The sequence below is a fragment of the Streptomyces sp. A012304 genome (genome assembly GCF_026008495.1).
Classification (GTDB): domain Bacteria; phylum Actinomycetota; class Actinomycetes; order Streptomycetales; family Streptomycetaceae; genus Streptomyces.
Genome location: NZ_BQUN01000041.1, coordinates 19,852 through 44,413, shown reverse-complemented (window position 1 = coordinate 44,413; position 24,562 = coordinate 19,852). Strand labels below are relative to the sequence as shown.

The window sequence follows — 24,562 nt, the reverse complement described above, 5'->3', positions numbered from 1 at the left end:
CCCCACCCCGGGGTGCGGCCCTTCGACGTGCGCGGACCCTTGACACGGGGTTGGTCTGTACCTGCGCCCTGCGGAACCGGCCGGCAGCAACAACCTCTTCGTCGCCTGGGAGACGCTGACCCACGGGGACAGCACGGCGTGAACCGATCGAGGGGTCTCATCCGATGAACCGGTGAAGGGGAAGCGCGAGCGGCGAGGGGGAGAGCGAATGACCGGATCGGCCTGTGGGGTGTCCACCGCGTCAGGGTTGCGTCAAAGGCGTCCGCTGCCCTCCTTCTCGTCCCCTTTGTCGGCATCGTTGGCCGTAAGGTCGACGCTGCGTCCGCAGCAGTCACCGGAAGACAATGAGGCCATGGCACGCGGCAAGCTTCGGATCTACCTCGGCGCGGCACCGGGTGTGGGCAAGACCTACGCGATGCTGTCCGAAGCGCACCGGCGCGCGGAGCGCGGCACGGACTGCGTGGTGGCCCTCGTGGAGCACCACCAACGGCCGCGCACCGAAGTGATGCTGCACGGCCTGGAGGAGGTCCCGCGCCGCGAGCTGGAGTACCGGGGCGGCCGCTTCACCGAGATGAACGTGGACGCCGTCCTCGCCCGCCGCCCGCAGGTCGCCCTGGTGGACGAGCTGGCCCACACCAACGTCCCGGGATCACGCAACGCCAAGCGCTGGCAGGATGTGGAGGAGCTGCTCGCGGCGGGCACCGACGTGATCTCGACCGTGAACATCCAACACCTGGAGTCCCTCGGCGACGTCGTGGAGTCGATCACCGGGGTGCGCCAGCAGGAGACCGTCCCGGACGAGTTCGTGCGGCGGGCCGACCAGATCGAGCTGGTCGACATGTCGCCGCAAGCACTGCGCCGCCGCATGGCGCACGGCAACATCTACCAGCCGGACAAGGTCGACGCGGCTCTGTCGAACTACTTCCGCCCCGGAAACCTCACCGCCCTCAGAGAGCTGGCCCTGCTCTGGGTCGCCGACCGGGTCGACGAGTACCTGCAGCAGTACCGCAGCGACCACCGGGTGTCGACGATCTGGGGCTCGCGGGAGCGGATCGTCGTCGGCCTGACGGGCGGCCCGGAGGGGCGGACGCTGATCCGGCGGGCGGCGCGACTGGCGGAGAAGGGCGCCGGCGGCGAGGTCCTGGCCGTCTACATAGCGCGCAGTGACGGCCTGACGTCCGCCTCGCCCAAGGAACTGGCCGTCCAGCGCACCCTGGTCGAGGACCTGGGCGGCACGTTCCACCACGTGGTGGGCGACGACATACCGGCCGCGCTGCTCGACTTCGCGCGCGGGGTGAACGCCACCCAGATAGTCCTCGGCTCCTCCCGCCGCAAGACCTGGCAGTACGTCTTCGGTCCGGGCGTCGGCGCGACGGTCGCCCGGGAGTCGGGGCCCGACCTCGACGTGCACATCGTCACCCATGAGGAGGTCGCCAAGGGGCGGGGGCTGCCGGTGGCCCGGGGAGCCCGGCTGGGCCGGGCCCGGATCGTCTGGGGCTGGCTGGTCGGCCTGGCCGGGCCCGCGGTGATGGCGCTGCTGCTGAACAGCGTCCCCCTCGGCCTCACCAACAACATGCTGCTCTTCCTGGCCGTGACGGTGGCGGCGGCGCTGCTCGGCGGACTGCTGCCGGCGCTGGCCTCCGCGGCCCTCGGGTCGATGCTGCTGAACTACTTCTACACCCCGCCCCGGCACCAGTGGACGATCGCCGACCCCAGACACATCGTCGCCCTCGTGATCTTCGTCGGGGTCGGGGTGTCCGTGGCGTCCGTGGTGGACCTCGCGGCCAGACGCACCCATCAGGCCGCCCGGCTGCGCGCCGAGTCGGAAATACTCTCCTACCTCGCGGGCAATGTCCTGCGCGGCGAGACCAGCCTGGAGGCACTGCTGGAGCGGGTCCGGGAGACGTTCGGCATGGAGTCGGCCGCGCTGCTGGAGCGGGCGGACGACCGTGAGCCGTGGACCTGCGCCGGACACGTCGGCGTCGGCCCGCCGATACAGCGGCCGGAGGACGCCGACGTGGACGTGCCGGTCGGCGACCACATGGCGCTGGCGCTCACCGGCCGGGTGCTGCCCGCGGAGGACCGGCGGGTGCTCGCCGCGTTCGCCGCCCAGGCGGTCGTCGTCCTGGACCGGCGGCGCCTGCGGGAGGAGGCCGACCGGGCCCGGGCTCTCGCCGAGGGCAACCGGATCCGTACGGCGCTGCTGGCCGCCGTCAGCCACGACCTGCGCACGCCCCTGGCGGGGATCAAGGCGGCGGTGTCCAGCCTCCGCTCCGACGACGTGGCCTGGTCCGAGGAGGACCAGGCGGAGCTGCTCGAAGGCATCGAGGAGGGCGCGGACCGGCTCGACCATCTGGTGGGGAACCTGCTCGACATGTCCCGCCTCCAGACCGGCACCGTCACACCGATCCTCCGGGAGATCGACCTGGACGAGGTGGTGCCGATGGCGCTCGGCGGGGTCCCGGCGGACAGCGTGGAGCTGGACGTGCCCGAGACGCTGCCCATGGTCGCCGTCGACGCCGGCCTGCTGGAGCGGTCGGTGGCCAACCTGGTGGAGAACGCGGTCAAGTACAGCCCCGACGGCGAACAGGTCCTCGTCTCCGCGAGCGCCCTCGCCGACCGGGTCGAGGTCCGGGTCGTGGACCGCGGGCCGGGCGTGCCGGACGAGGCGAAAGAGCGGATCTTCGCGCCCTTCCAGCGATACGGTGACGCTCCGCGGGGCGCGGGAGTGGGACTGGGGCTCGCGGTCGCGCGCGGGTTCGCCGAGGCGATGGGCGGCACGCTCACCGCCGAGGACACGCCCGGCGGAGGGCTCACCATGGTGCTCACCGTGCGCGCCGCGCAGGGCCGCGACACGGCCGGGCCGGAGCGTCCGACGGACTCCGCGGAATCCGCGCGCGAGGCGCCCGCCGCTCGGGCACCCGCGCCGTCCGTCCCCGCCCTCGCCGCGACGCCCCGGCCCGCCGCCTCAGGCGGCGGATCCCCGGAACCCTCCGCACCATCAGCACCATCGGAAAGGTAGGCCTCATGACCCGGGTGCTCGTGATCGACGACGAGCCGCAGATCGTGCGCGCCCTCGTGATCAACCTCAAGGCGCGCAAGTACGAGGTGGACGCGGCCCATGACGGGACCACCGCCCTCCAGCTCGCCGCCGCCCGCCGCCCCGACGTGGTCGTCCTCGACCTGGGGCTGCCCGACATGGACGGCGTCGAGGTGATCAAGGGCCTGCGCGGCTGGACCCGGGTGCCGATCCTGGTGCTGTCCGCCCGGCACTCCTCGGACGAGAAGGTGGAGGCGCTCGACGCGGGCGCCGACGACTACGTCACCAAGCCCTTCGGGATGGACGAGCTGCTGGCCCGGCTGCGGGCGGCCGTGCGGCGGGCCGAACCTGCCGGGGGCGACGAGGGCGACGTCCTGGTGGAGACCGACGCGTTCACCGTCGACCTGGCCGCGAAGAAGGTGAACCGGGACGGCAAGGACGTCCGGTTGACGCCCACCGAGTGGCATCTGCTGGAGGTGCTGGTCCGCAACACCGGACGGCTGGTCGGCCAGAAGCAGCTGTTGCAGGAGGTGTGGGGGCCGTCGTACGGGACGGAGACGAACTACCTGCGCGTGTACATGGCCCAGTTGCGCAGAAAGCTCGAAGCGGACCCGTCGCATCCGAAGCACTTCATCACCGAGCCGGGCATGGGATACCGGTTCGAGAAGTGAGGCCGGTCGCAAGGGCCGGTACGTGGCTACGGTCCGGTCGGCGTGCCCCGGTACGCTTCAGACATGAGTGCTGTTCCTCGTTCCGAAAAGCCGGTGGGCCGGTTCCGGCGCATGTTGGACCGGCTCTCCTCGTCGCAGGAGGATCTGGAGTCCGAGGAGCTGCGGGAGGACGCCGACACCGCCGGCTGCATCCGGATCGGAGACTGCCAGGACCGCCAGATAGTGACGGTTACTGGTACCTTGCGCACGGTCACCCTGCGGCCGCGTGCCGGAGTCCCGGCCCTGGAGGCCGAGCTGTTCGACGGTTCCGCCGCGCTGGACGTGGTGTGGCTGGGCCGGCGCTCCATAGTCGGCATAGAGCCGGGGCGCCGACTCATCGCATCGGGCCGGATCTCGATGAGCCGGGGCCGCCGGGTGCTGTTCAACCCCAAGTACGAACTGAGACCCCGCGGTAGGGAGTAGCCGGTGACGTCACTCGACAAGCCGACCGAAGACACTCAGCAGGACGACGCGCGGGCGGTGACGGAAGCCGCGCTGTTCGAGGCGTTCGGCGGGGTGCGGGGCATGGTCGAGACGGTGCTGCCCGGCCTCCTCTTCGTCACGATCTACACGATCAACAAGGACCTGCACATGTCGGCGATCGCCGCCCTGGCGGTGTCGCTGGTCCTGGTCGTGGTCCGTCTCGCCATGAAGGACACCGTGAAGCACGCCTTCAGCGGTGTCTTCGGCGTCGCCTTCGGTGTCGTCTTCGCGATGATGACCGGCAACGCCAAGGACTTCTACCTGCCCGGCATGCTCTACACGCTGGGTCTGGCGCTGGCGTACATCATCACGACGCTGTGCGGGGTGCCGCTGCTCGGGCTGATCCTCGGGCCGGTCTTCAAGGAGAACCTCTCCTGGCGGACCCGCAACCCCGGGCGCAAGAAGGCGTACGCCAAGGCCAGTTGGGCCTGGGGGCTGATCCTGCTCGGCAAGTGCGCGATCCTGTTCCCGCTGTACTGGTGGGCGGACACGACACAGCTGGGCTGGGTGCTGGTCGCGCTGAAGATCCCGCCGTTCCTGCTGGCCGTGTGGCTGACGTGGGTCTTCCTGGCGAAGGCGCCCGCGCCGATCGACGTCTTCGCCGAGATGGAGGCGGAGGAGAAGGCCGAGCGGGAGCGCGAGGCACTGGCCGCGGAGCGGGACGAGGTGAGCGGGGGGCGTCACCACCGGGACGCGTAGTCCCCGGGGCCGGGCGACCGTCCTCAAGGGCCGGTGCCGGCCAAGACCCCGACGTCCAAGAGAACGCCGGACGGGCTGAGCAGCCACGTCCGGCGTTCTCCGTTTGGGCCGGCTCAGCCGCCCGTGTCGTCCCGGCGGACCGACAGCAGGTCCTCCAGCTGCTCCTCCCGGGCCTGGGCGGCCACGAAGAGGAGTTCGTCGCCCGCCTCCAGGGAGTCCTCCCGGGAAGGGGTGAGGACGCGGGTGCCGCGGATGATGGTGACCAGTGAGGTGTCCTCGGGCCAGTCCACGTCGCCCACCTGGGTGCCGGCGAGGGCTGACTCCTCCGGCAGGGTCAGTTCCACGAGGTTGGCGTCGCCGTGACTGAAGCGGAGCAGCCGGACCAGGTCACCGACGCTCACCGCCTCCTCGACCAGGGCCGACATCAGACGCGGGGTGGAGACGGCGACGTCCACTCCCCAGGCCTCGTTGAACAGCCACTCGTTCTTCGGGTTGTTCACACGGGCGACGACCCGCGGAACGCCGTACTCCGTCTTCGCGAGCAGGGAGACGACCAGGTTGACCTTGTCGTCGCCCGTCGCGGCGATCACGACGTTGCAGCGCTGGAGCGCCGCCTCGTCCAGGGACGTGATCTCGCAGGCGTCGGCGAGCAGCCACTCCGCCTGCGGGACGCGCTCGACCGAGATGGCGGTCGGCGCCTTGTCGATGAGCAGGATCTCGTGGCCGTTCTCCAACAGCTCGCCCGCGATCGAGCGGCCGACGGCGCCGGCTCCGGCAATGGCGACCCTCATCAGTGACCGCCCTCCTTCGGGCCCTCGGCGAACGCCGCTTCGACCTTCTCCACCTCGTCGGTACGCATCATCACGTGCACCAGGTCACCCTCCTGGAGCACCGTCTGCGAGGTGGGCAGGATGGCCTCGCCGAGGCGGGTCAGGAACGCCACCCGGACGCCCGTCTCCTCCTGGAGCCTGCTGATCTTGTGACCCACCCAGGAGGCCGAGGCGTGCACCTCGGCGAGCTGGACGCCTCCGGTGGGGTCGGTCCACAGCGGCTCGGAGCCCGAGGGCAGCAGCCGGCGCAGCATCTGGTCGGCGGTCCAGCGGACCGTGGCCACCGTCGGGATGCCCAGGCGCTGGTAGACCTCGGCGCGTCGGGGATCGTAGATCCGGGCCGCGACGTTCTCGATGCCGAACATCTCGCGGGCCACGCGGGCGGCGATGATGTTGGAGTTGTCACCGCTGGAGACGGCGGCGAAGGCGCCCGCCTCCTCGATGCCGGCCTCGCGCAGGGTGTCCTGGTCGAAGCCGACTCCGGTGACCCGGCGGCCACCGAACGAGGAGCCGAGGCGGCGGAAGGCGGTGGGGTCCTGGTCGATCACGGCGACCGTGTGCCCCTGCTGCTCCAGGGTCTGGGCGAGAGCGGAGCCCACTCTGCCGCAACCCATGATGACGATGTGCACGACCGTCCTTCCGAGGTCGAGAGTTGTTGACTTGGCTGAAACGCTGAAACGCTGCAACGCGGAAACAGGGTCTCAGACCGCCGACCAAGCTACACACACGCGGTCCGCGCGGGGCACCCCCGTGCGGGCGAGGGTGGACTCAGCGTCGGCTGATGCTCAGGACACTGAGGGCGGTGAGGATCGCGAGGCCGAAGAGGGAGCCGACGGCGCCGATGAGCTCCGCGGTCGTGTGCATGCAACCTCCGAGGGGCGGCAGCGGGCGGGAATTGTCATATAGGCATGGCGGTGGGTGCGGCCACGGAATCCGCAGCCGTGCCACCACCGATTTCACCCATGAGGCAGACGCGGTCCGGCGCGAAGTGGTTGAGGCCGGGGGAGGGTGGGCGCCTCCCCGTGCGAAGGCTTACGATCCACTGTTGTGTCCAAACTGACCGACGTGCCCAAACGGATCCTGATCGGGCGCGCACTGCGCAGTGATCGGCTCGGAGAAACGCTCCTGCCGAAGCGCATCGCCCTGCCCGTCTTCGCCTCCGACCCGCTCTCCTCCGTGGCATACGCGCCCGGCGAGGTGCTGCTGGTCCTGTCCATCGCGGGTGTGTCGGCCTACCACTTCAGTCCGTGGATCGCGGTCGCGGTCGTCGTGCTGATGTTCACGGTGGTCGCCTCCTACCGGCAGAACGTCCACGCCTACCCCAGCGGCGGCGGCGACTACGAGGTGGCGAACACCAACCTCGGGGCCAGGGCCGGTCTCACCGTGGCGAGCGCGCTGCTCGTCGACTATGTCCTGACCGTCGCGGTCTCCATCTCCTCCGGCATCGAGAACCTCGGCTCCGCCATCCCGTTCGTCGTCGAGCACAAGGTGGCCTGCGCGGTCGGCGTCGTCGTGCTGCTGACGCTGATGAACCTGCGCGGCGTCAAGGAGTCCGGGAAGCTCTTCGCGATCCCGACGTACGTGTTCGTCGCGGGCGTGTTCATCATGATCGCGTGGGGTGCGTTCCGGACCCTGGTCCTGGACGAGACCATGCGGGCCCCGACGGCGGAGTACACCATCAAGGCGGAGCACCAGGGGCTGGCCGGCTTCGCCCTGCTCTTCCTGCTGCTGCGCGCCTTCTCCTCCGGCTGTGCGGCGCTCACCGGCGTCGAGGCGATCTCCAACGGCGTGCCGGCCTTCCGCAAGCCCAAGTCGAAGAACGCGGCGACCACGCTCGCGATGATGGGCCTGCTGGCCGTCACCATGTTCTGCGGCATCATCGCGCTGGCCCTGGTCACCGACGTCCGCATGGCCGAGAACCCGGCCGCCGACCTGCTGAGGGACGGGGTCGCGGTCGGCTCCGACTACGTCCAGAACCCGGTGATCACCCAGGTCGCCGAGGCCGTCTTCGGCAAGGGCAGCTTCCTGTTCATCGTGCTCGCCGCGGCCACCGCCCTGGTGCTGTTCCTGGCGGCGAACACCGCCTACAACGGCTTCCCTGTCCTCGGCTCGATCCTCGCCCAGGACCGCTACCTGCCCCGCCAGCTCCACACCCGCGGCGACCGGCTGGCGTTCTCGAACGGCATCGTGCTCCTCGCCGGCGCGGCGACCCTGCTGATCGTCCTGTACGGCGCCGACTCCACGCGGCTGATCCAGCTGTACATCGTCGGCGTGTTCGTGTCGTTCACGCTGAGCCAGACCGGCATGGTCCGCCACTGGAACCGCCACCTGACCACCGAGACCGACCCCGCCAAGCGCCGCCACATGATCCGCTCCCGCGCGATCAACACCTTCGGCGCCTTCTTCACCGGCCTGGTCCTGATCGTCGTCCTCGTCACGAAGTTCACCCACGGCGCCTGGGTGGCCCTGCTCGGCATGGTGATCTTCTACGGGACGATGACCGCGATCCGCCGCCACTACGACGGCGTGGCCGCGGAACTCGTCGCCCCCGAGGGCCCCAGCGACGACAGCGTCCGCCCCTCGCGCGTGCACTCGGTGCTGCTGATCTCCAAGATCCACCGCCCGACGCTGCGTGCCCTGGCCTACGCCAAGCTGATGCGCTCCGACACCCTGGAGGCGCTCACCGTCAACGTCGACCCGGCCGAGACGAAGGCGCTGCGCTCCGAATGGGAGCGGCGCGGCATCGACGTCCCGCTGAAGGTCCTCGACTCGCCGTACCGCGAGGTCACGCGCCCGGTCATCGAGTACGTCAAGAGCCTGCGCCGGGAGTCGCCGCGCGACGCGGTGTCGGTGATCATCCCCGAGTACGTGGTCGGCCACTGGTACGAGCACCTCTTGCACAACCAGAGCGCGCTGCGGCTGAAGGGCCGGCTGCTGTTCACGCCGGGCGTGATGGTCACGTCCGTGCCGTACCAGTTGCAGTCCTCCGAGGTGGCGAAGAAGCGGGCCCGCAAGCAGCAGGAGTGGAACGCTCCCGGCTCGGTGCGCCGCGGTCCGGCGGAGCAGGGGCGCGAGAAGGAGACGTCGGAGAACAAGGGCTGACGCCGCGAGGCCGATGCCGTGGTCAACGGCCGGACGACACCCACGTAGACTGGTGGGCTGTTGTCCGGCCGTTCCTCGTTCGACGTTGTGGAGTCACCCCGCCATGCAGGAAGAACCCAAGAACACGCTGGTGGGGACGGAGTACGAGGTCGAGATCGGCCCCGTCGCCCACGGCGGCCACTGCATCGCCCGCACCGACTCGGGTCAGGTGCTCTTCGTCCGGCACGCGCTGCCCGGTGAGCGGGTCGTCGCCCGGGTGACCGAGGGCGAGGAGGGCGCGCGCTTCCTGCGCGCCGACGCGGTGCGGATTCTGGAGGCGTCCAAGGACCGCATCGAGGCGCCCTGTCCCTTCGCCGGTCCCGGCCGCTGCGGCGGCTGCGACTGGCAGCACGCCAAGCCGGGCGCCCAGCGCCGGCTGAAGGGCGAGGTGATCGCCGAGCAGCTCCAGCGGCTCGCGGGCCTCACCCCCGAGGAGGCCGGCTGGGACGGCACGGTCGTGCCGGCCGAGGGCGACAAGCTGCCGGCGGGCCAGGTGCCGCAGTGGCGGACACGCGTGCAGTACGCGGTGGACGCGGACACCGGCCGGGCGGGCCTGCGCCGCCACCGCTCGCACGAGGTCGAGCCCGTCGACCACTGCATGATCGCCGCGGAGGGCGTCAGCGAGCTGGGCGTGGAGAAGCGGGACTGGAGCGGGATGGCCTCCGTCGAGGCGATCGCGGCGACCGGCTCCCAGGACCGCCAGGTGATCCTCACCCCGCGACCGGGCGCCCGGCTGCCGATCGTCCAGCTGGACCGCCCGGTGTCGGTGATGCGCGTCGGGGAGAAGGACGGCGGCGTCCACCGCGTCCACGGCCGGCCCTTCGTGCGCGAGCGCGCGGACGGCCGTACCCACCGGGTCGGCAGCGGCGGCTTCTGGCAGGTCCACCCGAAGGCCGCGGACACCTTGGTCACCGCCGTCATGCAGGGCCTGCTGCCGCGCAAGGGCGAGACGGCGCTGGACCTGTACTGCGGCGTCGGCCTCTTCGCGGGCGCGCTCGCCGACCGGCTCGGCGAGAAGGGCGCGGTGCTCGGCATCGAGTCCGGCAAGCGGGCCGTCGAGGACGCCCGCCACAACCTCGCCGACTTCGACCGGGTACGCATCGAACAGGGCAAGGTCGAGACCGTGCTGCCGCGCACCGGCATCACCGAGGTCGACCTCATCGTCCTGGACCCGCCGAGGGCGGGGGCGGGCCGCAAGACGGTCGAGCACCTGGTCACCCTGGGCGCGCGGAGGATCGCGTACGTGGCCTGTGATCCGGCTGCGCTCGCCCGGGACCTGGGGTACTTCCGGGACGGGGGGTACCGGGTGCGGACGTTGCGGGCGTTCGATCTGTTTCCGATGACCCACCACGTTGAGTGTGTCGCGATCCTTGAGCCTGCGGCAAAGGGGTCCTGACCTGCTGTTTTAGCGGGTGTGCGTTATGTGCGCTGTGGGCGTTACGGGCGATGTCTTGACGCATATTTGACGCACACGAGGCTCTTCCGACGCACGTTTGACGCACGTTCTGATGGGGCGTCAGGCGGCCGTTCTCGCAGGTGACGGTGTGGCGGGCGGGTCTTTCGGGGCCCCTGCCTAGCTGATCCTTGGTGAAAGAATGCCGGTTATGAGTGTTTTGTGTCTTAGTGAGCGTTTGGTTCTCTGTTGCCCGTTTCATTTGGCCTAGCTGTCGCGCCAGTTGGTGGTGGTCTCGTGGGTGAGTCGCCGGGTCATGAGGTTGATGGCGGCGAGTTGGATCATTGCTGCTGATCGGTGTGGGTGGGTTTCGTAGTCGCGGGCCAGGCGGCGGTGGTGCATGAGCCAGCCGAGGGTGCGTTCGATGACCCAGCGGCGGGGCTGGACGCGAAAGCCGCGGAGGGCGGGGTCGCGCTGGACGATTTCCAGGTCGATGCCGATCTCGGCGGCGTGTTCGACGGCTTTGGTCTTGTAGCCGTTGTCGGCCCAGGCTTTGGTGATGGTGGGGTGGTGCTCGCGGACTTGGCTCAGGAGGTGGGTGCCGGCGGCGGAGTCGTGGACGCTGGCGGCGGTGACGGCGACGGTCAGCAGGAGGCCGAGCGTGTCGGTGACGATGAGCCGCTTGCGTCCGATGAGAGCGGCGGTCGCGGTGCGGGTGCCGTCGTCGGGCCACTGCAGGTCGCTGCTGGAGAGTCCCAGGTCCTGCGTCAGGTCCGGCGCGGCCACGACCAGCGACGTGTTGGCCATCACGACGATCAGCAGGCTGAGACAGAGCACGAGCAAGGCCCACCAGCGGCGTGGGCGATCTTCGCGTCCGCCAGCGCCGAAGTTCTTCAAGCTGGTCGGGGGGAACACCTGCGGAAAGCCCGCGCATCCAGCACCGATCCAGCCCGGGCACCGCGAAAAGGTACAAGAAGACCCACCGCATCGCGCAGGCCGTGCCGGTGTTTGTCGGCGACCTGCTGGTTGGCCTTGCCCACCGCGTCAAGATTTTGCACGTACCGCCCACTCGTGTGTCGGCGAGCTGGTCCGGATCCGCGGCGCCGTGGCCTGCGCAGGTTGCCGGATACCTTCCCGGAGGGGGCTGCACCTGTGGCCCGTCAGTACCACGCGGGACGGCATCGACGCCGCCTTCACCGGCCGTTCGGTCGCCTTTCGGCGGGGTTCGTCCTCCGCCGGGTAGGAGTGGTCGTCTCAGGCGGGGTCGGGGAGGGGGCGCCGGGCGACCTCGTGGGCGTCGTCCGGTGGTACGCCCAGCATGCGCAGGACCATCTCGGCCAGGTTCGCCGCGGCCTCGTCACCGTCCAGGTCGGGGCACGCGAACCTCAGCTCCACCAAGGACAGCAGGGTGCCGCCCAGTGCGGACAGGGCCACGGTCGGGTCGACCACGGTGAAGCGGCCGGAGGCCGTGCCGACCTCGATGTCACGCAGCGCCCGCCGGGCCAGGCCGTTGTCCGAGTGGATGTGACCGAGGCCCCGACGGCGCAGGACCTGCATCAGCTCCGGGTGGGAGTCGGCCATGCGTGCGCTGAGGCGGAAGCCCGCCGCGACGAGCTCCGCAGGGTCGTCGATCTCCGCCAGGCGCTGGTCGAAGCTCCGGCCGTACTCCTCCAGGGCGTCCACCACCGCCGCCTCGAACAGCTCGGCCTTCGACTCGAAGTGGTTGTAGAAGGAGCCGAAGCCCACGTCGGCGCGCTCGGCGATCGCCTGGATGCTGATGCCGGTGTCCCCGCTGTCGGCGAGTATCTGCCGGGCGGCGCGAATGAGCGCGCTACGGGTCTCGGCGCGACGTCGCTCGAATCGGTTGCTGGGCGGGGCTGACGTAGGCATGCGCCAAGTCTAACCGCGCAGGCGATGACGACTGCAGTTCTGATGAATCCATCATTTCCCGCCGGGAGCATCTTGACGATGGAACTGTCAAAGTTGATGATTTCCTCATTGCGGCAATGTTGCTCGGAGGGCACCATGTCTGAAACCCGCGTCCACGGGGCCGATGCCAAGACGGCCCACCAGGACCTGCACAGCGAACAGGGAGCCCTGCGGGGCGAGCATCCCGGCCGCTCCCGGAATCCCGTGATCAAGGTCGCGGACCTGGCCTGGCTGGAGTTCGAGAAGCCCGACCTGGGGCGGGCCGAGGTCTTCGCCCGGGACTTCGGCTTCCAGGTCGCCGCGCGCACCGAGAGTGAGCTGTGGCTGCGCGGCACGTTCGCCGGCTCGCCGTGCATGGTGATCCGGCGCGGGCGTACGTCCCGCTTCATCGGCCCGGCGTTCCGTGCGGCGGAGCGTCCCGATCTGGACCGGCTGGCACGGGCCACCGGGTCCGACGTGCGTGACGCGGACGTACCCGGTGGCGGAAAGACGGTCGACCTGCTCGATCCGTCCGGCTTCCCGGTGCGGGTGGTGCACTGCGGCGAGCAGCTGCCGGCCCTGCCCGAGCAGCGACCGCTGCTGCTCAACTTCGGCACGGATCACCGTCGTACCAACGCCACGCAGCGCCCGCCGCGCGAGCCGTCCCGGATCCAGCGCCTGGGCCATGTCGTCCTGGAGACCCGCGTGTTCGGCCGGGCCCTGGACTGGTACCTGGACACGCTGGGGATGATCGTGTCCGACTTCCTCTTCCTGGACGGGCAGCGCGACCGCGGCCCGACCATGGCGTTCATCCGCTGCGACCTCGGCAGCGTGCCGGCCGACCATCACACGCTGGCCATGCACCTGGGACCGGGGACTGGTTATGTCCACTCCGCCTACCAGGTCACCGACCTGGACTCGATCGCCGTCGGCGGCGAATACCTCAAGGAACGCGGATACGAGCGCAGCTGGGGCGTCGGCCGGCACATCCAGGGCAGCCAGCTCTTCGACTACTGGCGTGACCCCGACCGCTTCATGCTGGAGCACTTCGCCGACGGCGACCTGTTCTCCCGCGACGTCGAGCCCGGGTGGGCGCCCATGTCGACGAGCGGTCTTGCCCAGTGGGGTCCACCGGCCACGCGTGACTTCCTCGGCGCGAGTCCCTCCCCGCAACGGGTCCGCGACGTCATCCAGGCCCTGCGCGGCGACAACGAGATGGACCCGGCGCGCCTGCTGGGCCTGCTCAAAGCCGCCAAGTCCTGAACCCTCAATCCCCTCACGAAGGTACTGACATGAGCACCAACGTCCTGCGCACCGCCGACGGATGGTGGGTCGTCCGCGGCCACCGGGCCATCCCTGTCGACACCAAGGCCACCACCACCGCCGAGCTGATCGCCGACCGTGACGCCGTACGAGAGGCGGCACGCTCGACCGAGGCGGGCACGCCCGTTGCCGACCTGGTCGCCCTCTCGCCGGTCACCACCCCCTGCCGGGTGGTCGCCCAGATGGTCAACTACCGGAGCCACGCCCGTGATTCGGGCTTCACGGGCGACATCCCGCCCGCCTTCTTCCGCAAGGCGTCCGGCTCGGTCAGCGGACCCGGCGACACCGTCGTACGGCCCTCGCACGTGAAGTTCCTCGACTACGAGGTCGAACTCGGGCTCGTCATGGGCGCCACCCTGCCCATCGGCACCACGGTCGACGAGCGGGACCTGCCGTCGTACGTCGCCGGGCTCGTCGTCACCAACGACGTCAGCGCGCGCGACGTCCAGCTGACCAAGACGCAGTTCTACGAGAGCAAGTCCTACCCGACCTTCACACCGACCGGCCCGTACCTCGCCCTGCTGGAGCCGGAGGACTTCGCCCATCTCCTCGACCTCAGGCTGAAGCTGTCCGTCAACGGCGAGCTGCGCCAGGACCGCACCCTCGCCGACATGATCGTCCGCCCGGCGCAGGCCCTCACCCTGCTGGCCCGTTTCCAGACCCTCGACCCTGGCGACCTGCTGCTGACCGGCACGCCCGGCGGCACGGCCCTCAAGGCCCCGCCGAAGCCGGTCGAGAAGATCGGCGCGCTGCTGCCGCCCGCCATGAAGTGGAAGGCGTTCTTCAAGTCCCAGGCGAAGAACCCGCACTACCTGCACGCGGAAGACGTGATCACAGCGACGATCGCGACCCCGGACGGCCGGATCGACCTCGGTGAGCAGCGAACCTCCGTCACGGACGCGAAGTAGGGACCTGAGGTGAGCCGCACCGAACAGCAGGTACCCGTGGTGATCATCGGCGCGGGACCGGTGGGCGTGACCGCCGCCCTCCTCCTCGCCCGGCGCGGAGTGCGCACCGTCGTCCTGGAACGCCACCGGGACGTCTACCCGCTCCCACGCGCCGTCGCCACCGACGACGAGGTCCGCAGGATCCTCCAGGCCGCGGGCGTGGGGGAGGAGTTCGCCGCGATCGTCCGCCCGGCGAACGGACTGCGGCTGCTGGACGCCCGGCACCGGGTGATGGCCGAGTTCCGCCGTACCGAGCACGGCCGTCACGGCTACCCGCAGACCAGCATGTTCGACCAGCCCGAGCTGGAGCGACTGCTCCGCGACGCCCTCGCCCGGAACCCGCAGTGCGAACTGCGCAGCGGCGTGGAGGTCACCGGTGTCACCCCGGACACCGCCGGCCCCGTGCGCGTGACTTACCGCGACGACGACGGAGAGTACGAACTGTGGGCCGAGGCGGTCCTCGGCTGCGACGGGGCGAACAGCCTCACCCGCGACGCCATCGGCGCCGTATGGGAGGACCTCCGCTTCGAGGAAAGCTGGACCGTCGTCGACGTCCGCACGAACGCCGACGTCCGCTGCTGGGAAGGCGTCGACCAGGTCTGCGACCCACACCGTCCGGCGACCTTCATGCGCGTCGGCGAGGACCGCTACCGCTGGGAGTTCCGGCTCGAGGGCGGCGACGAGCCGGTCCGCGAGCTGGTCGCGCCATGGCTGCCGCCCTCCTACGACGGTGACTTCGAGGTCGTCCGCGAGACCCAGTACACCTTCCGGGCGCGCATCGCCGACCGGTGGCGCAGCGGACGGGTCTTCCTCCTCGGCGACGCCGCCCACCTCACCCCTCCGTTCATCGGGCAGGGGCTGTGCGCGGGACTGCGGGACGCCTACAACCTCACCTGGAAGCTCGCCCGCGTCCTGGGCCAGGGCGGCGACGAGCGGCTCCTGGACACGTACGAGAGCGAACGCAAGCCGCACGCCCGCCACGTCATACGGCTCGCGGTCGCGATGGGATGGGCCATGACCGGCGGCCAGGACAGCGCCGCAGCACTGCGCCGCAGATTCCTGGCCGCGGCCTGCCGCATACCCGGCCTCACGCAGCTGGCCGGCCGCGACCTCAGCCCGCCCCTGACCGCCGGACCCCTCGTCCGACGCCTCAACCGCAGGGGCCTCGCGGGCACCCACTGCCCGCAACCATGGATGACCACTGGCGGACGGCGGACCCGCCTCGACGAGATGCTCGGCGACTCCTTCACCATCCTGACCGCCACCGAACCCTGGCCCGCACTGAACGCCCTCGCCCACGCGCTCGGCGCCCGGACGATCCCTGTCACCGGCCTCGGTGACGACGGCACCCTCGCAGACTGGCTGCGCAATGGCCGGGTGGATGCCGTGCTGCTGCGCCCCGACCACGTCGTCGCGGACGTCGTCCCGGCAGGGGGCGGCGACTTCACCGACACCGCCACCTGGGCGGCCCTCCTGCACACCACGCGCAGCACCCTCCCCCTCCAACAGACCGCCGAGAAGAGCCTGCTGAGGAGCGCCACACGATGACCAGGCCGGACCCCTTCACGACCCCTGACCCCAAGGCCGTCGTGAACAGCCGCATCATGGACTTCGCCCGCCACGCCGGGATGGACGGCACCGATTACGCCGCCCTGCACCGCTGGTCGGTCACCGACCTGGAAGGCTTCTGGCGCGCGGTGTGGGAGTACTTCGACATCGAGTCCGACACCCCGTACGAGCAGGTCCTGGCCGAGGAGCGGATGCCCGGCGCCCGGTGGTTCCCCGGCGCCACCCTCAACTACACCCATCACGCCCTGCGCAACCTCGCCGACGACACCGTAGCGATCATCGCCCTCGACGAGACCGGCTCCTGCTACGAGGTGACCGGGGGCCGCCTGCGCGCCCAGGTCGCCTCGGTGGCCGCGACCCTGCGCGAGCTGGGGGTGGGCCAGGGCGACCGGGTCGTCGGCTACCTGCCCAACACCCCGCACGCGATCATCGCGTTCCTCGCCGCCTCGAGTATCGGCGCCGTGTGGTCGGTCTGCGGGCAGGATTACGCGCCCCAGGCGGCCGCCGACCGCTTCGCCCAGCTCGAACCCACCGTCCTGATCGCCGCCGACGGCTACCTCTTCAACGGCACCACCCACGACCGCCGCGAGGCCGCCGGTGAACTGGCCGCGCACCTCCCGTCGTTGAAGGCGACGCTGCTGGTGGACCACGTGGGCCTGCCGTGGCCTTCGCGAGCGTTCCCATCGCTGGTGGTGCCGTGGGAGGACGCGTCCACCCGCGCCGAGGAACTCACGTGTACGCCGGTGCCGTTCGACCACCCTCTGTGGGTCGTGTTCTCCTCCGGCACCACCGGTCTGCCCAAGGGCATCGTCCACGGTCATGGCGGCGTCCTGCTGGAGCACCTGAAGACCCTCGGCCTGCACTCCGACCTCGGGCCCGGCGACCGTCTGCTCTGGTACACCACGACCCACTGGATGATGTGGAACCTGGTCGCTTCCACTCTGCTGACCGGTGCCACGACCTGTACGTACGACGGCAGCCCCGCACCTCTCGCCCAGCTCGACGTCCTGTGGGAGCTCGCCGCACGCCACCGGGTGACCGTTTTCGGCACCAGCCCCCAGTACCTGCTGGGCATGGCCAAGTACGGCATCGACCCCTCGGCGCACGACCTGTCGTCGATCCGCGTGGTCGGCTGCACCGGCTCGGCACTGCCGGCCTCCGCCTACCCCTGGGTCCGCGACCACGTCGGCGACCACGTCCTGCTCGCGTCCATCAGCGGCGGCACGGACGTGGTGTCCGGCTTCGCGGGCAGCGCGCCCAACACTTCCGTCTGGGCCGGGGAACTGTCCGCACCCCATCTCGGCGTGGCGCTCGCCGCGTACGACGGCGAGGGCCTCCCCGTCGTGGATCAGGTGGGCGAGCTGGTCGTCACCCGCCCGATGCCGTCGATGCCGCTGCACTTCTGGAACGACCCCGACGGCACCCGCTACCGCGACGCCTACTTCTCCTCCTACCCCGGCGTGTGGCGGCACGGCGACTGGATCACCGTCACCGGTCACGGATCGGTGATCGTCCACGGCCGCTCCGACAGCACCCTGAACCGCAACGGCGTACGCCTGGGCAGCGCCGACATCCACGACGTCGTCGAACGCCTCCCCGAGATCACCGAAGCCCTCGTCATCGGAGCGGAAGAACCCGACGGCGGCTACTGGATGCCCCTGTTCGTGGTCCTCGCCGGCGGGGTGACCCTGGATGACGCCCTCCGAGAGAAAATCAAGGAAGCGATCCGTACCGGCGCCTCACCCCGCCACGTCCCCGACGAGATCATCGAGGTGCCGGGCATCCCGCACACCCGCACCGGCAAGAAACTCGAAGTCCCCGTCAAACGCCTCCTCCAGGGCGCCCCCGTCGAGCAGGTCGTCAACCCGGCAGCCGTGGACGCCCCCGACCTCATCGACCACTTCGCCCGCCTGAGCACCGAACGCCGGAGGCGGCCGGCGTGACCACCGCACAGGTCACCCTCGCCGCCGTACTGTCCCTCGTCTTCCTCCCGCTGGGACTGGGGAAGATCGCCGCGGTGCCGTTCATGCGGCAGGCGGCAGCGCACCTCGGCATGTCACCGGGCCTCTACCGCGTCGTCGGCGAATTGGAGGTGGCCGGAGCCGTCGGACTGCTGCTCGGACTGGCTTCCGCCCCGCTCGGGGTGGCCGCCGGCATCGGGCTGGCGCTGCTGATGACCGCGGCCGCGGTGGTCCACCTGCGCCACGGCGACCCGCCCGTGCGGGCTCTACCGGCCGCCGTGCTGACCCTGACGGCGGGGGCGTACGCCGCGGCGACGGTCGCAGCCGGCTGACGTCCGAAATGTGCGCCCTCGCGACGCACGAGACCTCGTCGCCCCCGACGGATCTCGCCTTGGTGGTCGATCCGTAGGTCACGCGTCACGCCGCGCTCGGCGAACCGGCGCGGATCAGACTTTCTCGGCGGTCACGCGGGGATGGTCAGTGGTGAGCATGGTGATGTCCTCGACGTCCGACGTCAGGATCGTCACGCGACCTGGCTGGGCGAGGGCGGTGGCACAGAGCATCGCGTCGATGGCGTACTTGTGACCGTGCAGCCCGGCCGCGCGCAGCAGGGTGGCGGCGGTCTGGGCGAGGGACTGGGTGACGGGCTCGACCCGCAACCGGGATAGCGTCCATGTGAGGGCGGCGTCGTTCATCCGGGGGTGGACAACCTCGACGAGTGCCGCTGTTGAGGTGATGACGGGCAGGTCTGTGTCGCGGGCGGCGGTGAGCCACTCGTGGATCTCGCGGTCGCGTTGCACGGCTTTGGCCAGGCTCTCGCTGTCCAGGATCAGGGCACCGCTCACGCGGCCGCTCCTGTCCCGGAGGAGGGGGTGCCGGTGAGCTTGGCCCGCTTGGCGGCCACAGCCTCGGGATCGGCGGGGCCGTGGGTCTTGTCGAAGTCGGCGATCAGCTCGTCCAGGTTGTCGCGCTCGATCTGCCGCTGCGCGGCCTTCTCCAGGAACGCGGACACGCCACGCTTGCCGACCCGCTCACGGATCGCTTGCAGGGTGCCGGCCGTGAGGGAGACGGAGATGCCGCTGGTGGGGCCGTCGCCGGGACGGAAGTCGGTGTCTTCGTCAGCCATAACACGAGTATGGCATTCCGAATGCTATACAGCGAGATTCTCGGTGGTGCGGAGCCCTGAATGTTGCCCGGTCGTGCGTCAGGGATCGCACGTAACGCCCATCATGCACGTAATGCACATGATCTTGCGTCCGTTTTGCGTCGCGCGCGCCCCTGACCTGCGGTTCTGTGGCCGGGGTGGAGTGCTCGACCTGTTTCTGTCCTCATCGGTGGCGGCTTCGGTCGATACGAGGAACGCGAAGCCGGGCTGGGATTGCTAGGTCAGGACCAGCCAGCGGCGGCCGTCGATCAGCTCGCGGGCCGCGTCGAGGTGGCCGGCGTGGCACGCGGTCTCGGTGATGACATGCAGCAGGACGTCGCGCAGGGTGTGCAGGTGCGGTTCACCGAACCGGTCGTGGGGCCACCAGGCCAATGCGGCGTCGGCAGGGGTGGCGGTGATGATGGCGTCGGCGAGTTCTGCCTCCTGCCGGTATCGGTCGAGCACGTCGATGGCCGGCACGTCCGGGGCCACCTTCCACGCTTCGTCGCCGTTCGTCTGGCCGAGGATGACCTCCTCGTCCCCGGCGACGACCGCGCGGAACCAGAACCGCTCCACATCGAGCGCGAGGTGCTGGACCAACCCCAGGCAGTGCCATCCGGAAGGCAGCACGGGCCGTCGCAGATCCTTCGCGTCGAGCCCGTCGAGGATGCCGAGAACGTGGCGCCGTTGTCCGTCCAGGACCCGGAGAAGCGCCCTGACCTCACCGACCGGGGTTGTCTCGCTCAAATTTTCAGTCACGGCCACCCATGATCTCCGAACGTCCGCTGCCGCGCAGGGAGTTATCCATGCCGGGACAAGCAGCCGACTGAAGGCCGGTGGAACCGTGAGGCGGGCATCCACCGGAAGCACCGCGGGGGCGGGGAGGTCACCCTGACCGAGAAGGTCCCTTCGGAAGCGCTACCCCCGAGAGCGCCGGTCGTTGGGCGGCCCAACCCCTTAAGGCAGCCCTCCGGGTGAGCTGGGGGATCATCCCGATACCCAACAGCCGGCCAGGCGGGGACCGTATGGGCATGACCTCTAGGGCACGCACGACCCGACTGCTCTCCGTCCTCATCCCCTTCCTGCTGCTGTGCTACGGCGTGCTTCGCCTGATCGACGGCATGGACGGCGACCACGGCCCAGGGGTGGCCTGGAACCTCGGCCACACGTTCTTCCTCGCCGCCTTCCTCCTGCTCGGCGTTTTCGTCGTGGAGCTGCGCCGCCTCGTTCCCGCGGCCACCGTCTGGATACGAACCGCAGCCAGTGCTGCCATGGTCGCCGGAGCATTCGGCGCGGGTTGCTTCGTCTGGGTGATCCTCGGCGATCTGTTCTCCGGCTTGGCCGACTCGGCCCCGCTGCCCGACCTTCTCAAGTTGGCAGGCCCGCTCGCCTTCCAGCTCGGCATGCTCACCCTGCTGATCATGCTGGCGGCCGCACGGCCCAGGCGGCTGCCCATGTGGAGCCCTGCGCTCGTGTTCGTGTCCTTCGCCCTGATCACGGTCAACCTCGACCTGATCCCGCTCGCGGCCGTCGGCCTCATGGCCGGCCTCGCACCGCTGGCCCGCGACCGCGCACTCCGCACAGCGCCGTAGACCCCCACGGGTGGCCCCCCGCCGGCGGTTCTCGGCAGACAAGGGCATCGGCCCGCATGCCTTCAGAACCGGCTGATGTCACCCGAAGTCGCTCGGTCCGAAGCGCGGATGCCGGCGCGGCCTCGCCTGCGGGCCGTTGCCCACCGGCGCTGCTCGCTCACGGTGCGGGGCAGTTCTCGTCGGATCCCTTGGTATGCCATCCGCTGTCCTTCGTGATCCGGACCGTCACCGGGCCGGCCGAGGGGGTGCCGAGGCGGTGTGCGGCGGCGGCCGTGCAGATCAGCTGCCGGGTCGCCGTGCGCGTCAACGCACTCATCTGCGAAGGCAGTTCGACTGTGACGGTGTCGCCGTTCACCGTCACGGCCAAGGGGTCCGACGCGGGGGCCCTCAGCTCGTCGGCGGTGGGCGGCGGGAGGGGCGCGGAGGTCGGCAGTCCGGGCATCTCGGTGGTGAGGCGTCCGGCGGCTTCGGCGGACGTCGGCCCGAGCATCAGCAACCCCAACGCCGCCCCGGCGTCCGTGGGGTAGGCGGTCGTGCGCGGGACCGCGACGAGGGTGTCACCGCGCACGAAGTAGACCTGTGTGACCGGGCGGACCCCGCTCGCGGGGTCACCGGCCTCCACCACTCCGGTCGCGGGGATCCCGCAGGAGGAGAGCGCGAGGAGCGAAGCCAGTAGCGGGAGACCACGGGTGGCCTTCATGACGGGCCCTCCTCGGGCGACTCGTCCCGCCGCAGCGGGAGTTCCACGGTGAAGACGGCGCCGCCCGCCGGATGGTTGGCCGCGTGGACGCCGCCGCCGTGGATCCGGACGTTCTCGGCGGTGATCGACAGCCCGAGGCCGCTGCCCTCCGAGCGGGTCCGGGCGGTGTCCGACTTGTAGAACCGTTCGAAGACGTGCGGCAGGACGTCGTCCGGGATGCCGGGCCCGCCGTCCCGCACCTCGATGACCGCCAGCTCGGCGGGGGTCCGGCTCAGGCGCACGGACACCGGGCGTTCCCCGTGCTTCAGGGCGTTGCCCACCAGGTTGGCGACGATGACGTCGAGGCGGCGCGGGTCGAGCAGTCCGCGCACCTGGTCGGGCGGCGGCAGGTCCGTCCGCACCGCCTCCGTCCAGCCGCGCGAGGCGAGCGTGCGCCGGATCGACTCGGCCAGGTCGATCTCGTCCAGGTGCAGCACCGCCGCGCCCGCGTCGAACCGGGAGATCTCCATCAGGTCGTCGACGAGACGGGCCAGTTTGACGGTCTCCTCGCTGATCAGCCGGACCGCGGTGGCGGTGTCCGGGTCCAGCCGGGCGGCGTCCTCGTCGAGGACGTCGGTGACCGCCGACATGGCGGCCAGCGGGGTGCGCAGTTCGTGCGAGACGTCCGCGGCGAAGCGGCGGGCCCGGGCCTCCATGTCGCGCAGTTCGGCCACCGACGCCTCCAGCGCGGCGGCCGTCTCGTTGAAGGTGTGGGACAGATCGGCGAGTTCGTCGGAGCCGTCGACCGCGAGCCGGGTGTCCAGACGCCCTTCGGCGATACGGCGGGTGGCGTGCCGCAGGGCCCGCACCGGCAGCAGCACGCCCCGCGCGGCGAACAGGGCGAGCACGACGGCGAGCAGCAGTGCCGGGACCATGGCCCGTTCGACGGCGGTGACCAGGGCGTCGACGTAGGCCTGTTCCGCGGTCTGCGGGACGACCAGGAACACCCTGATCCCGGAGGCCAGCCGGGACCGGTCGGGGGCGCCGAAGGTGACCGACATGCCGACGACGAGCGAGGAGCGCTCGCCGTCGCGTACCCGTTGGAAGACGGTGGCCCGGCTGGAGGCGACGGCCTCGCGCAGCGCGGGCGTCAGTTCCGGGAAGGCGTCACCGGGCACGGAGGCGGCGCTGAGCTCGCCGTACGTGACCAGCACGCGCCGGCTGCCCGCCGCCTCACCGGCCGCCACCTCGGTCGCGAGGTCCTGGAGCACCCGCTGGTCCGGGGGGTAACCGATGTCGGGGGCACGCTCGTTGAGCTGGGTCCGCAGCTGTCGTATGACGGCGTCCTGGCTCTGCTGGAGCACCCCGGTGCGCGCCTCGCGGAAGGTGAGCGCGCCGGTCGTGGCGGCGGCGACGGTGGCGACGAGTGCGAAGGCCACCACCAGCCGGGCCCGCAGACCGCCCCTCACGGGGCCGCGAAGCGGTAGCCGAAACCGCGCACGGTGTGGATGTAGCGGGGCGCGCGGGGCGGCTCGGACATCTTGGTGCGCAGTCGCTTGACGCAGGCGTCCACCAGGCGGGAGTCGCCGTGGTAGTCGTGCTCCCAGACGGCCTGAAGGAGTTGCTGGCGGCTGAATACCTGGCCCGGCGAGGCGGAGAGGGTGAGCAGGAGCCGCATCTCCGAGGGAGCGAGGGCGATGGGCGCGCCGTTCATCGTGACGGTCAACCCGGCCCGGTCGACGGCCAGTTCGCCGTAGGTGTCGATCTTCGGCAGCCCCTCCCGGGCCGGGGCCGCGCCCGCGCGGCGCAGGACGGCGCGGATGCGCGCGTCGAGCGCCCGGGCCTGTACCGGCTTGACCACGTAGTCGTCGGCTCCCGCCTCCAGGCCGACAACGATGTCCACTTCGTCCCCCCGGGCGGTCGCCATGATGATCGGCAGTGTCTGGTCGACGGCCCGGATGCTCCGGCACACGTCCAGCCCGGTCATGCCGGGCAGCATCAGATCGAGGACCACGATGTCCGGCCGGAAGGACCGCAGCCGGTCCATCCCCTCCTCCCCGGTCGCGGTGGCGGCGACGTCGTGGTTCTGGCGTCCGAGGGCCAGGGCCACGCCCTCGCGGACGGCGCGGTCGTCTTCGATCAGCAGTACACGTGCCATGGGCTCAGTATCTCCATGGGCATGACCATAGGGAGGGTTATCGGTTCGTTATCTCCCGGGCCGGTTCCGATCACATGGCGATCACATCGTGAACGACCGTGACAGCGCACAAGCGAGAGCCCTCCCGCCGTCGCCGCAAGCCCTCCGCGCGCGGAAGGCGACTGGCGGGAGCACTGGCCGCGTCGGCCGTCCTCGGGGCCGTGGGCGGCGCGGTGGCCATGTGGACACAGGACGATGCCGGACGCGCGCCGACGGCGCCGCCGGAGGCACGCGCCGGGGCATCGGTGGCGGCCGGACGAAGCGGCGCCGACGGGCCCCCGCCGGCGACCGGGCTGGCCGCCCCCGCCGGAAGTCCGGCGCGCGGCACCACCGAGCCACCGCGATCCGAGCCGTCCCCGTCCGGTACGCCTCTCCCGCACCGCGGCCCGGGAACCTTCGTCACCGCGCCCGGCGAAAGCGCCAAGGCCGGGAAGGGAACGGCACTTCGCTACCGCGTCGAGGTGGAGGACGGCATCACGCTGTCCGCCGCCGACACCGCCGCAGAGGTGGAGCGCGTCCTGGCCGACCCGCGCGGCTGGACGGCCGACGGACACTCGGCGTTCCGGCGGGTGTCCACCGGCCCCGCCGACTTCGTGGTCCGCCTCGCCACCCCGGCGACCGTCGACCGGATCTGCGCCGAGGGCGGCCTCGACACCGGCGGCAGGGTCAACTGCAGCGTGAACCGCGACGTGATGGTGAACCTCAGGCGCTGGGTGCTGGCGACTCCCGTCTACGCCAAGGACGTCACCGCCTACCGCGCCCTGATCATCAACCACGAGGTGGGCCACTTCCTCGGCCACGGCCATGTCACCTGCCCCGGGCCGGGCAAGCCGGCCCCCGCGATGATGCAGCAGATCAAAGGCATGTCCGGCTGCGTCCCCAATGTCTGGCCGTACGACAGCGACGGCCGTCCGATCACGGGCCCCGCCGTCCCGTGACACCTCCC

At 70.7% G+C, this 24,562-nt stretch carries 22 protein-coding genes and 2 pseudogenes; 13 read left to right on the top strand and 11 right to left on the bottom strand.

The features are described 5' to 3' along the window. The first annotated feature begins 352 nt into the window (after positions 1–352). The 4 genes from ALMP_RS10470 (at position 353) to ALMP_RS10455 (ending at position 4,932) form a co-directional block, all read left to right on the top strand. The gene (locus ALMP_RS10470; RefSeq protein WP_264926139.1) at positions 353–3,022 is read left to right on the top strand and encodes a sensor histidine kinase KdpD; all 2,670 of its coding nucleotides are present in this window, start codon (positions 353–355) and stop codon (positions 3,020–3,022) included. 5 nt (positions 3,023–3,027) lie between these two features. Beyond that, positions 3,028–3,711, top strand: a complete 684-nt coding sequence (locus ALMP_RS10465) for a response regulator (RefSeq protein ID WP_264926138.1) — start codon at positions 3,028–3,030, stop codon at positions 3,709–3,711. Positions 3,712–3,774: 63 nt separating this feature from the next. Continuing rightward, entirely contained in the window at positions 3,775–4,173 is a 399-nt protein-coding gene (locus tag ALMP_RS10460; RefSeq protein ID WP_264926137.1) for an OB-fold nucleic acid binding domain-containing protein, read from the top strand. A 3-nt stretch (positions 4,174–4,176) separates the two neighbouring features. Next, entirely contained in the window at positions 4,177–4,932 is a 756-nt protein-coding gene (locus ALMP_RS10455) for a DUF3159 domain-containing protein (protein WP_264926135.1), read from the top strand. 113 nt (positions 4,933–5,045) lie between these two features. Here ALMP_RS10455 and ALMP_RS10450 read toward each other — a convergent pair whose 3' ends face one another. Then, positions 5,046–5,723 (bottom strand): TrkA family potassium uptake protein, encoded by a 678-nt coding sequence (locus tag ALMP_RS10450; RefSeq protein ID WP_264926134.1) that lies wholly within the window; start codon positions 5,721–5,723, stop codon positions 5,046–5,048. Beyond that, the gene (locus tag ALMP_RS10445; RefSeq protein ID WP_264926133.1) at positions 5,723–6,391 is read right to left on the bottom strand and encodes a TrkA family potassium uptake protein; all 669 of its coding nucleotides are present in this window, start codon (positions 6,389–6,391) and stop codon (positions 5,723–5,725) included. The genes ALMP_RS10450 and ALMP_RS10445 overlap by 1 nt, the downstream gene beginning before the upstream one ends. A 418-nt stretch (positions 6,392–6,809) precedes the next feature. Here ALMP_RS10445 and ALMP_RS10440 point away from each other — a divergent pair, with 418 nt between their 5' ends. Both ALMP_RS10440 and ALMP_RS10435 read left to right on the top strand, forming a co-directional pair. Continuing rightward, complete coding sequence (locus tag ALMP_RS10440) at positions 6,810–8,864, top strand: APC family permease (protein WP_264926132.1); 2,055 nt, start codon at positions 6,810–6,812, stop codon at positions 8,862–8,864. Positions 8,865–8,967: 103 nt separating this feature from the next. Beyond that, positions 8,968–10,299, top strand: coding sequence for a class I SAM-dependent RNA methyltransferase (locus ALMP_RS10435; protein WP_264926131.1), 1,332 nt, complete (start codon positions 8,968–8,970; stop codon positions 10,297–10,299). Positions 10,300–10,563: 264 nt separating this feature from the next. On the opposite strand, the pseudogene ALMP_RS10430 reads toward ALMP_RS10435, so the two are convergent. From ALMP_RS10430 to ALMP_RS10420, 3 genes and pseudogenes are all read right to left on the bottom strand, one after another. Then, a pseudogene (locus tag ALMP_RS10430) lies at positions 10,564–10,992 on the bottom strand (transposase); the annotation flags it as partial. Beyond that, positions 10,987–11,193 (bottom strand): annotated as a pseudogene (locus ALMP_RS10425) (hypothetical protein); the annotation flags it as partial. The pseudogenes ALMP_RS10430 and ALMP_RS10425, both read right to left, overlap by 6 nt. Positions 11,194–11,550: 357 nt before the next feature. Beyond that, positions 11,551–12,186, bottom strand: a complete 636-nt coding sequence (locus tag ALMP_RS10420) for a TetR/AcrR family transcriptional regulator (protein WP_264926129.1) — start codon at positions 12,184–12,186, stop codon at positions 11,551–11,553. 135 nt (positions 12,187–12,321) lie between these two features. On the opposite strand from ALMP_RS10420, the gene ALMP_RS10415 reads away from it, so the two are divergent. The 5 genes from ALMP_RS10415 to ALMP_RS10395 are packed head-to-tail and all read left to right on the top strand — an operon-like array spanning position 12,322 to position 18,336. Next, a complete protein-coding gene (locus ALMP_RS10415; RefSeq protein WP_264926127.1) occupies positions 12,322–13,467 on the top strand; it encodes a VOC family protein in 1,146 nt (381 codons plus the stop codon). A 29-nt stretch (positions 13,468–13,496) separates the two neighbouring features. Beyond that, positions 13,497–14,435: a fumarylacetoacetate hydrolase family protein gene (locus ALMP_RS10410; protein ID WP_264926125.1), complete on the top strand. Its 939-nt coding sequence runs from the start codon at positions 13,497–13,499 to the stop codon at positions 14,433–14,435. A gap of 9 nt (positions 14,436–14,444) precedes the next feature. After that, positions 14,445–16,022: a bifunctional 3-(3-hydroxy-phenyl)propionate/3-hydroxycinnamic acid hydroxylase gene (locus tag ALMP_RS10405; protein WP_264926123.1), complete on the top strand. Its 1,578-nt coding sequence runs from the start codon at positions 14,445–14,447 to the stop codon at positions 16,020–16,022. Beyond that, a complete protein-coding gene (locus ALMP_RS10400; protein ID WP_264926121.1) occupies positions 16,019–17,986 on the top strand; it encodes an acetoacetate--CoA ligase in 1,968 nt (655 codons plus the stop codon). Before ALMP_RS10405 ends, ALMP_RS10400 begins: the two co-directional genes overlap by 4 nt. Then, positions 17,983–18,336: a DoxX family protein gene (locus tag ALMP_RS10395; RefSeq protein WP_264926119.1), complete on the top strand. Its 354-nt coding sequence runs from the start codon at positions 17,983–17,985 to the stop codon at positions 18,334–18,336. The genes ALMP_RS10400 and ALMP_RS10395 overlap by 4 nt, the downstream gene beginning before the upstream one ends. Positions 18,337–18,450: 114 nt before the next feature. Here ALMP_RS10395 and ALMP_RS10390 read toward each other — a convergent pair whose 3' ends face one another. The 3 genes from ALMP_RS10390 to ALMP_RS10380 all read right to left on the bottom strand — a co-directional run bounded on the left by ALMP_RS10390 (position 18,451) and on the right by ALMP_RS10380 (position 19,913). Then, positions 18,451–18,849: a PIN domain-containing protein gene (locus tag ALMP_RS10390; protein WP_264926118.1), complete on the bottom strand. Its 399-nt coding sequence runs from the start codon at positions 18,847–18,849 to the stop codon at positions 18,451–18,453. Then, positions 18,846–19,130 (bottom strand): hypothetical protein, encoded by a 285-nt coding sequence (locus ALMP_RS10385; RefSeq protein ID WP_264926116.1) that lies wholly within the window; start codon positions 19,128–19,130, stop codon positions 18,846–18,848. The genes ALMP_RS10390 and ALMP_RS10385 overlap by 4 nt, the downstream gene beginning before the upstream one ends. 255 nt (positions 19,131–19,385) lie before the next feature. After that, a complete protein-coding gene (locus ALMP_RS10380) occupies positions 19,386–19,913 on the bottom strand; it encodes a DinB family protein (protein WP_264926114.1) in 528 nt (175 codons plus the stop codon). Positions 19,914–20,179: 266 nt separating this feature from the next. Here ALMP_RS10380 and ALMP_RS10375 point away from each other — a divergent pair, with 266 nt between their 5' ends. Further along, entirely contained in the window at positions 20,180–20,740 is a 561-nt protein-coding gene (locus ALMP_RS10375) for a hypothetical protein (RefSeq protein ID WP_264926112.1), read from the top strand. Positions 20,741–20,897: 157 nt separating this feature from the next. Here ALMP_RS10375 and ALMP_RS10370 read toward each other — a convergent pair whose 3' ends face one another. From ALMP_RS10370 to ALMP_RS10360, 3 genes are read right to left on the bottom strand one after another with little or no spacing between them, the layout of a single operon-like run. Next, a complete protein-coding gene (locus ALMP_RS10370; RefSeq protein ID WP_264926110.1) occupies positions 20,898–21,440 on the bottom strand; it encodes a hypothetical protein in 543 nt (180 codons plus the stop codon). Further along, entirely contained in the window at positions 21,437–22,888 is a 1,452-nt protein-coding gene (locus ALMP_RS10365) for a HAMP domain-containing sensor histidine kinase (protein ID WP_264926107.1), read from the bottom strand. The genes ALMP_RS10370 and ALMP_RS10365 overlap by 4 nt, the downstream gene beginning before the upstream one ends. Further along, entirely contained in the window at positions 22,885–23,577 is a 693-nt protein-coding gene (locus ALMP_RS10360) for a response regulator transcription factor (RefSeq protein ID WP_264926105.1), read from the bottom strand. Before ALMP_RS10360 ends, ALMP_RS10365 begins: the two co-directional genes overlap by 4 nt. A 98-nt stretch (positions 23,578–23,675) precedes the next feature. Between ALMP_RS10360 and ALMP_RS10355 the strand changes: the two genes are divergently transcribed. Beyond that, a complete protein-coding gene (locus ALMP_RS10355) occupies positions 23,676–24,554 on the top strand; it encodes a DUF3152 domain-containing protein (protein ID WP_264926104.1) in 879 nt (292 codons plus the stop codon). Positions 24,555–24,562 lie beyond the last annotated feature (8 nt).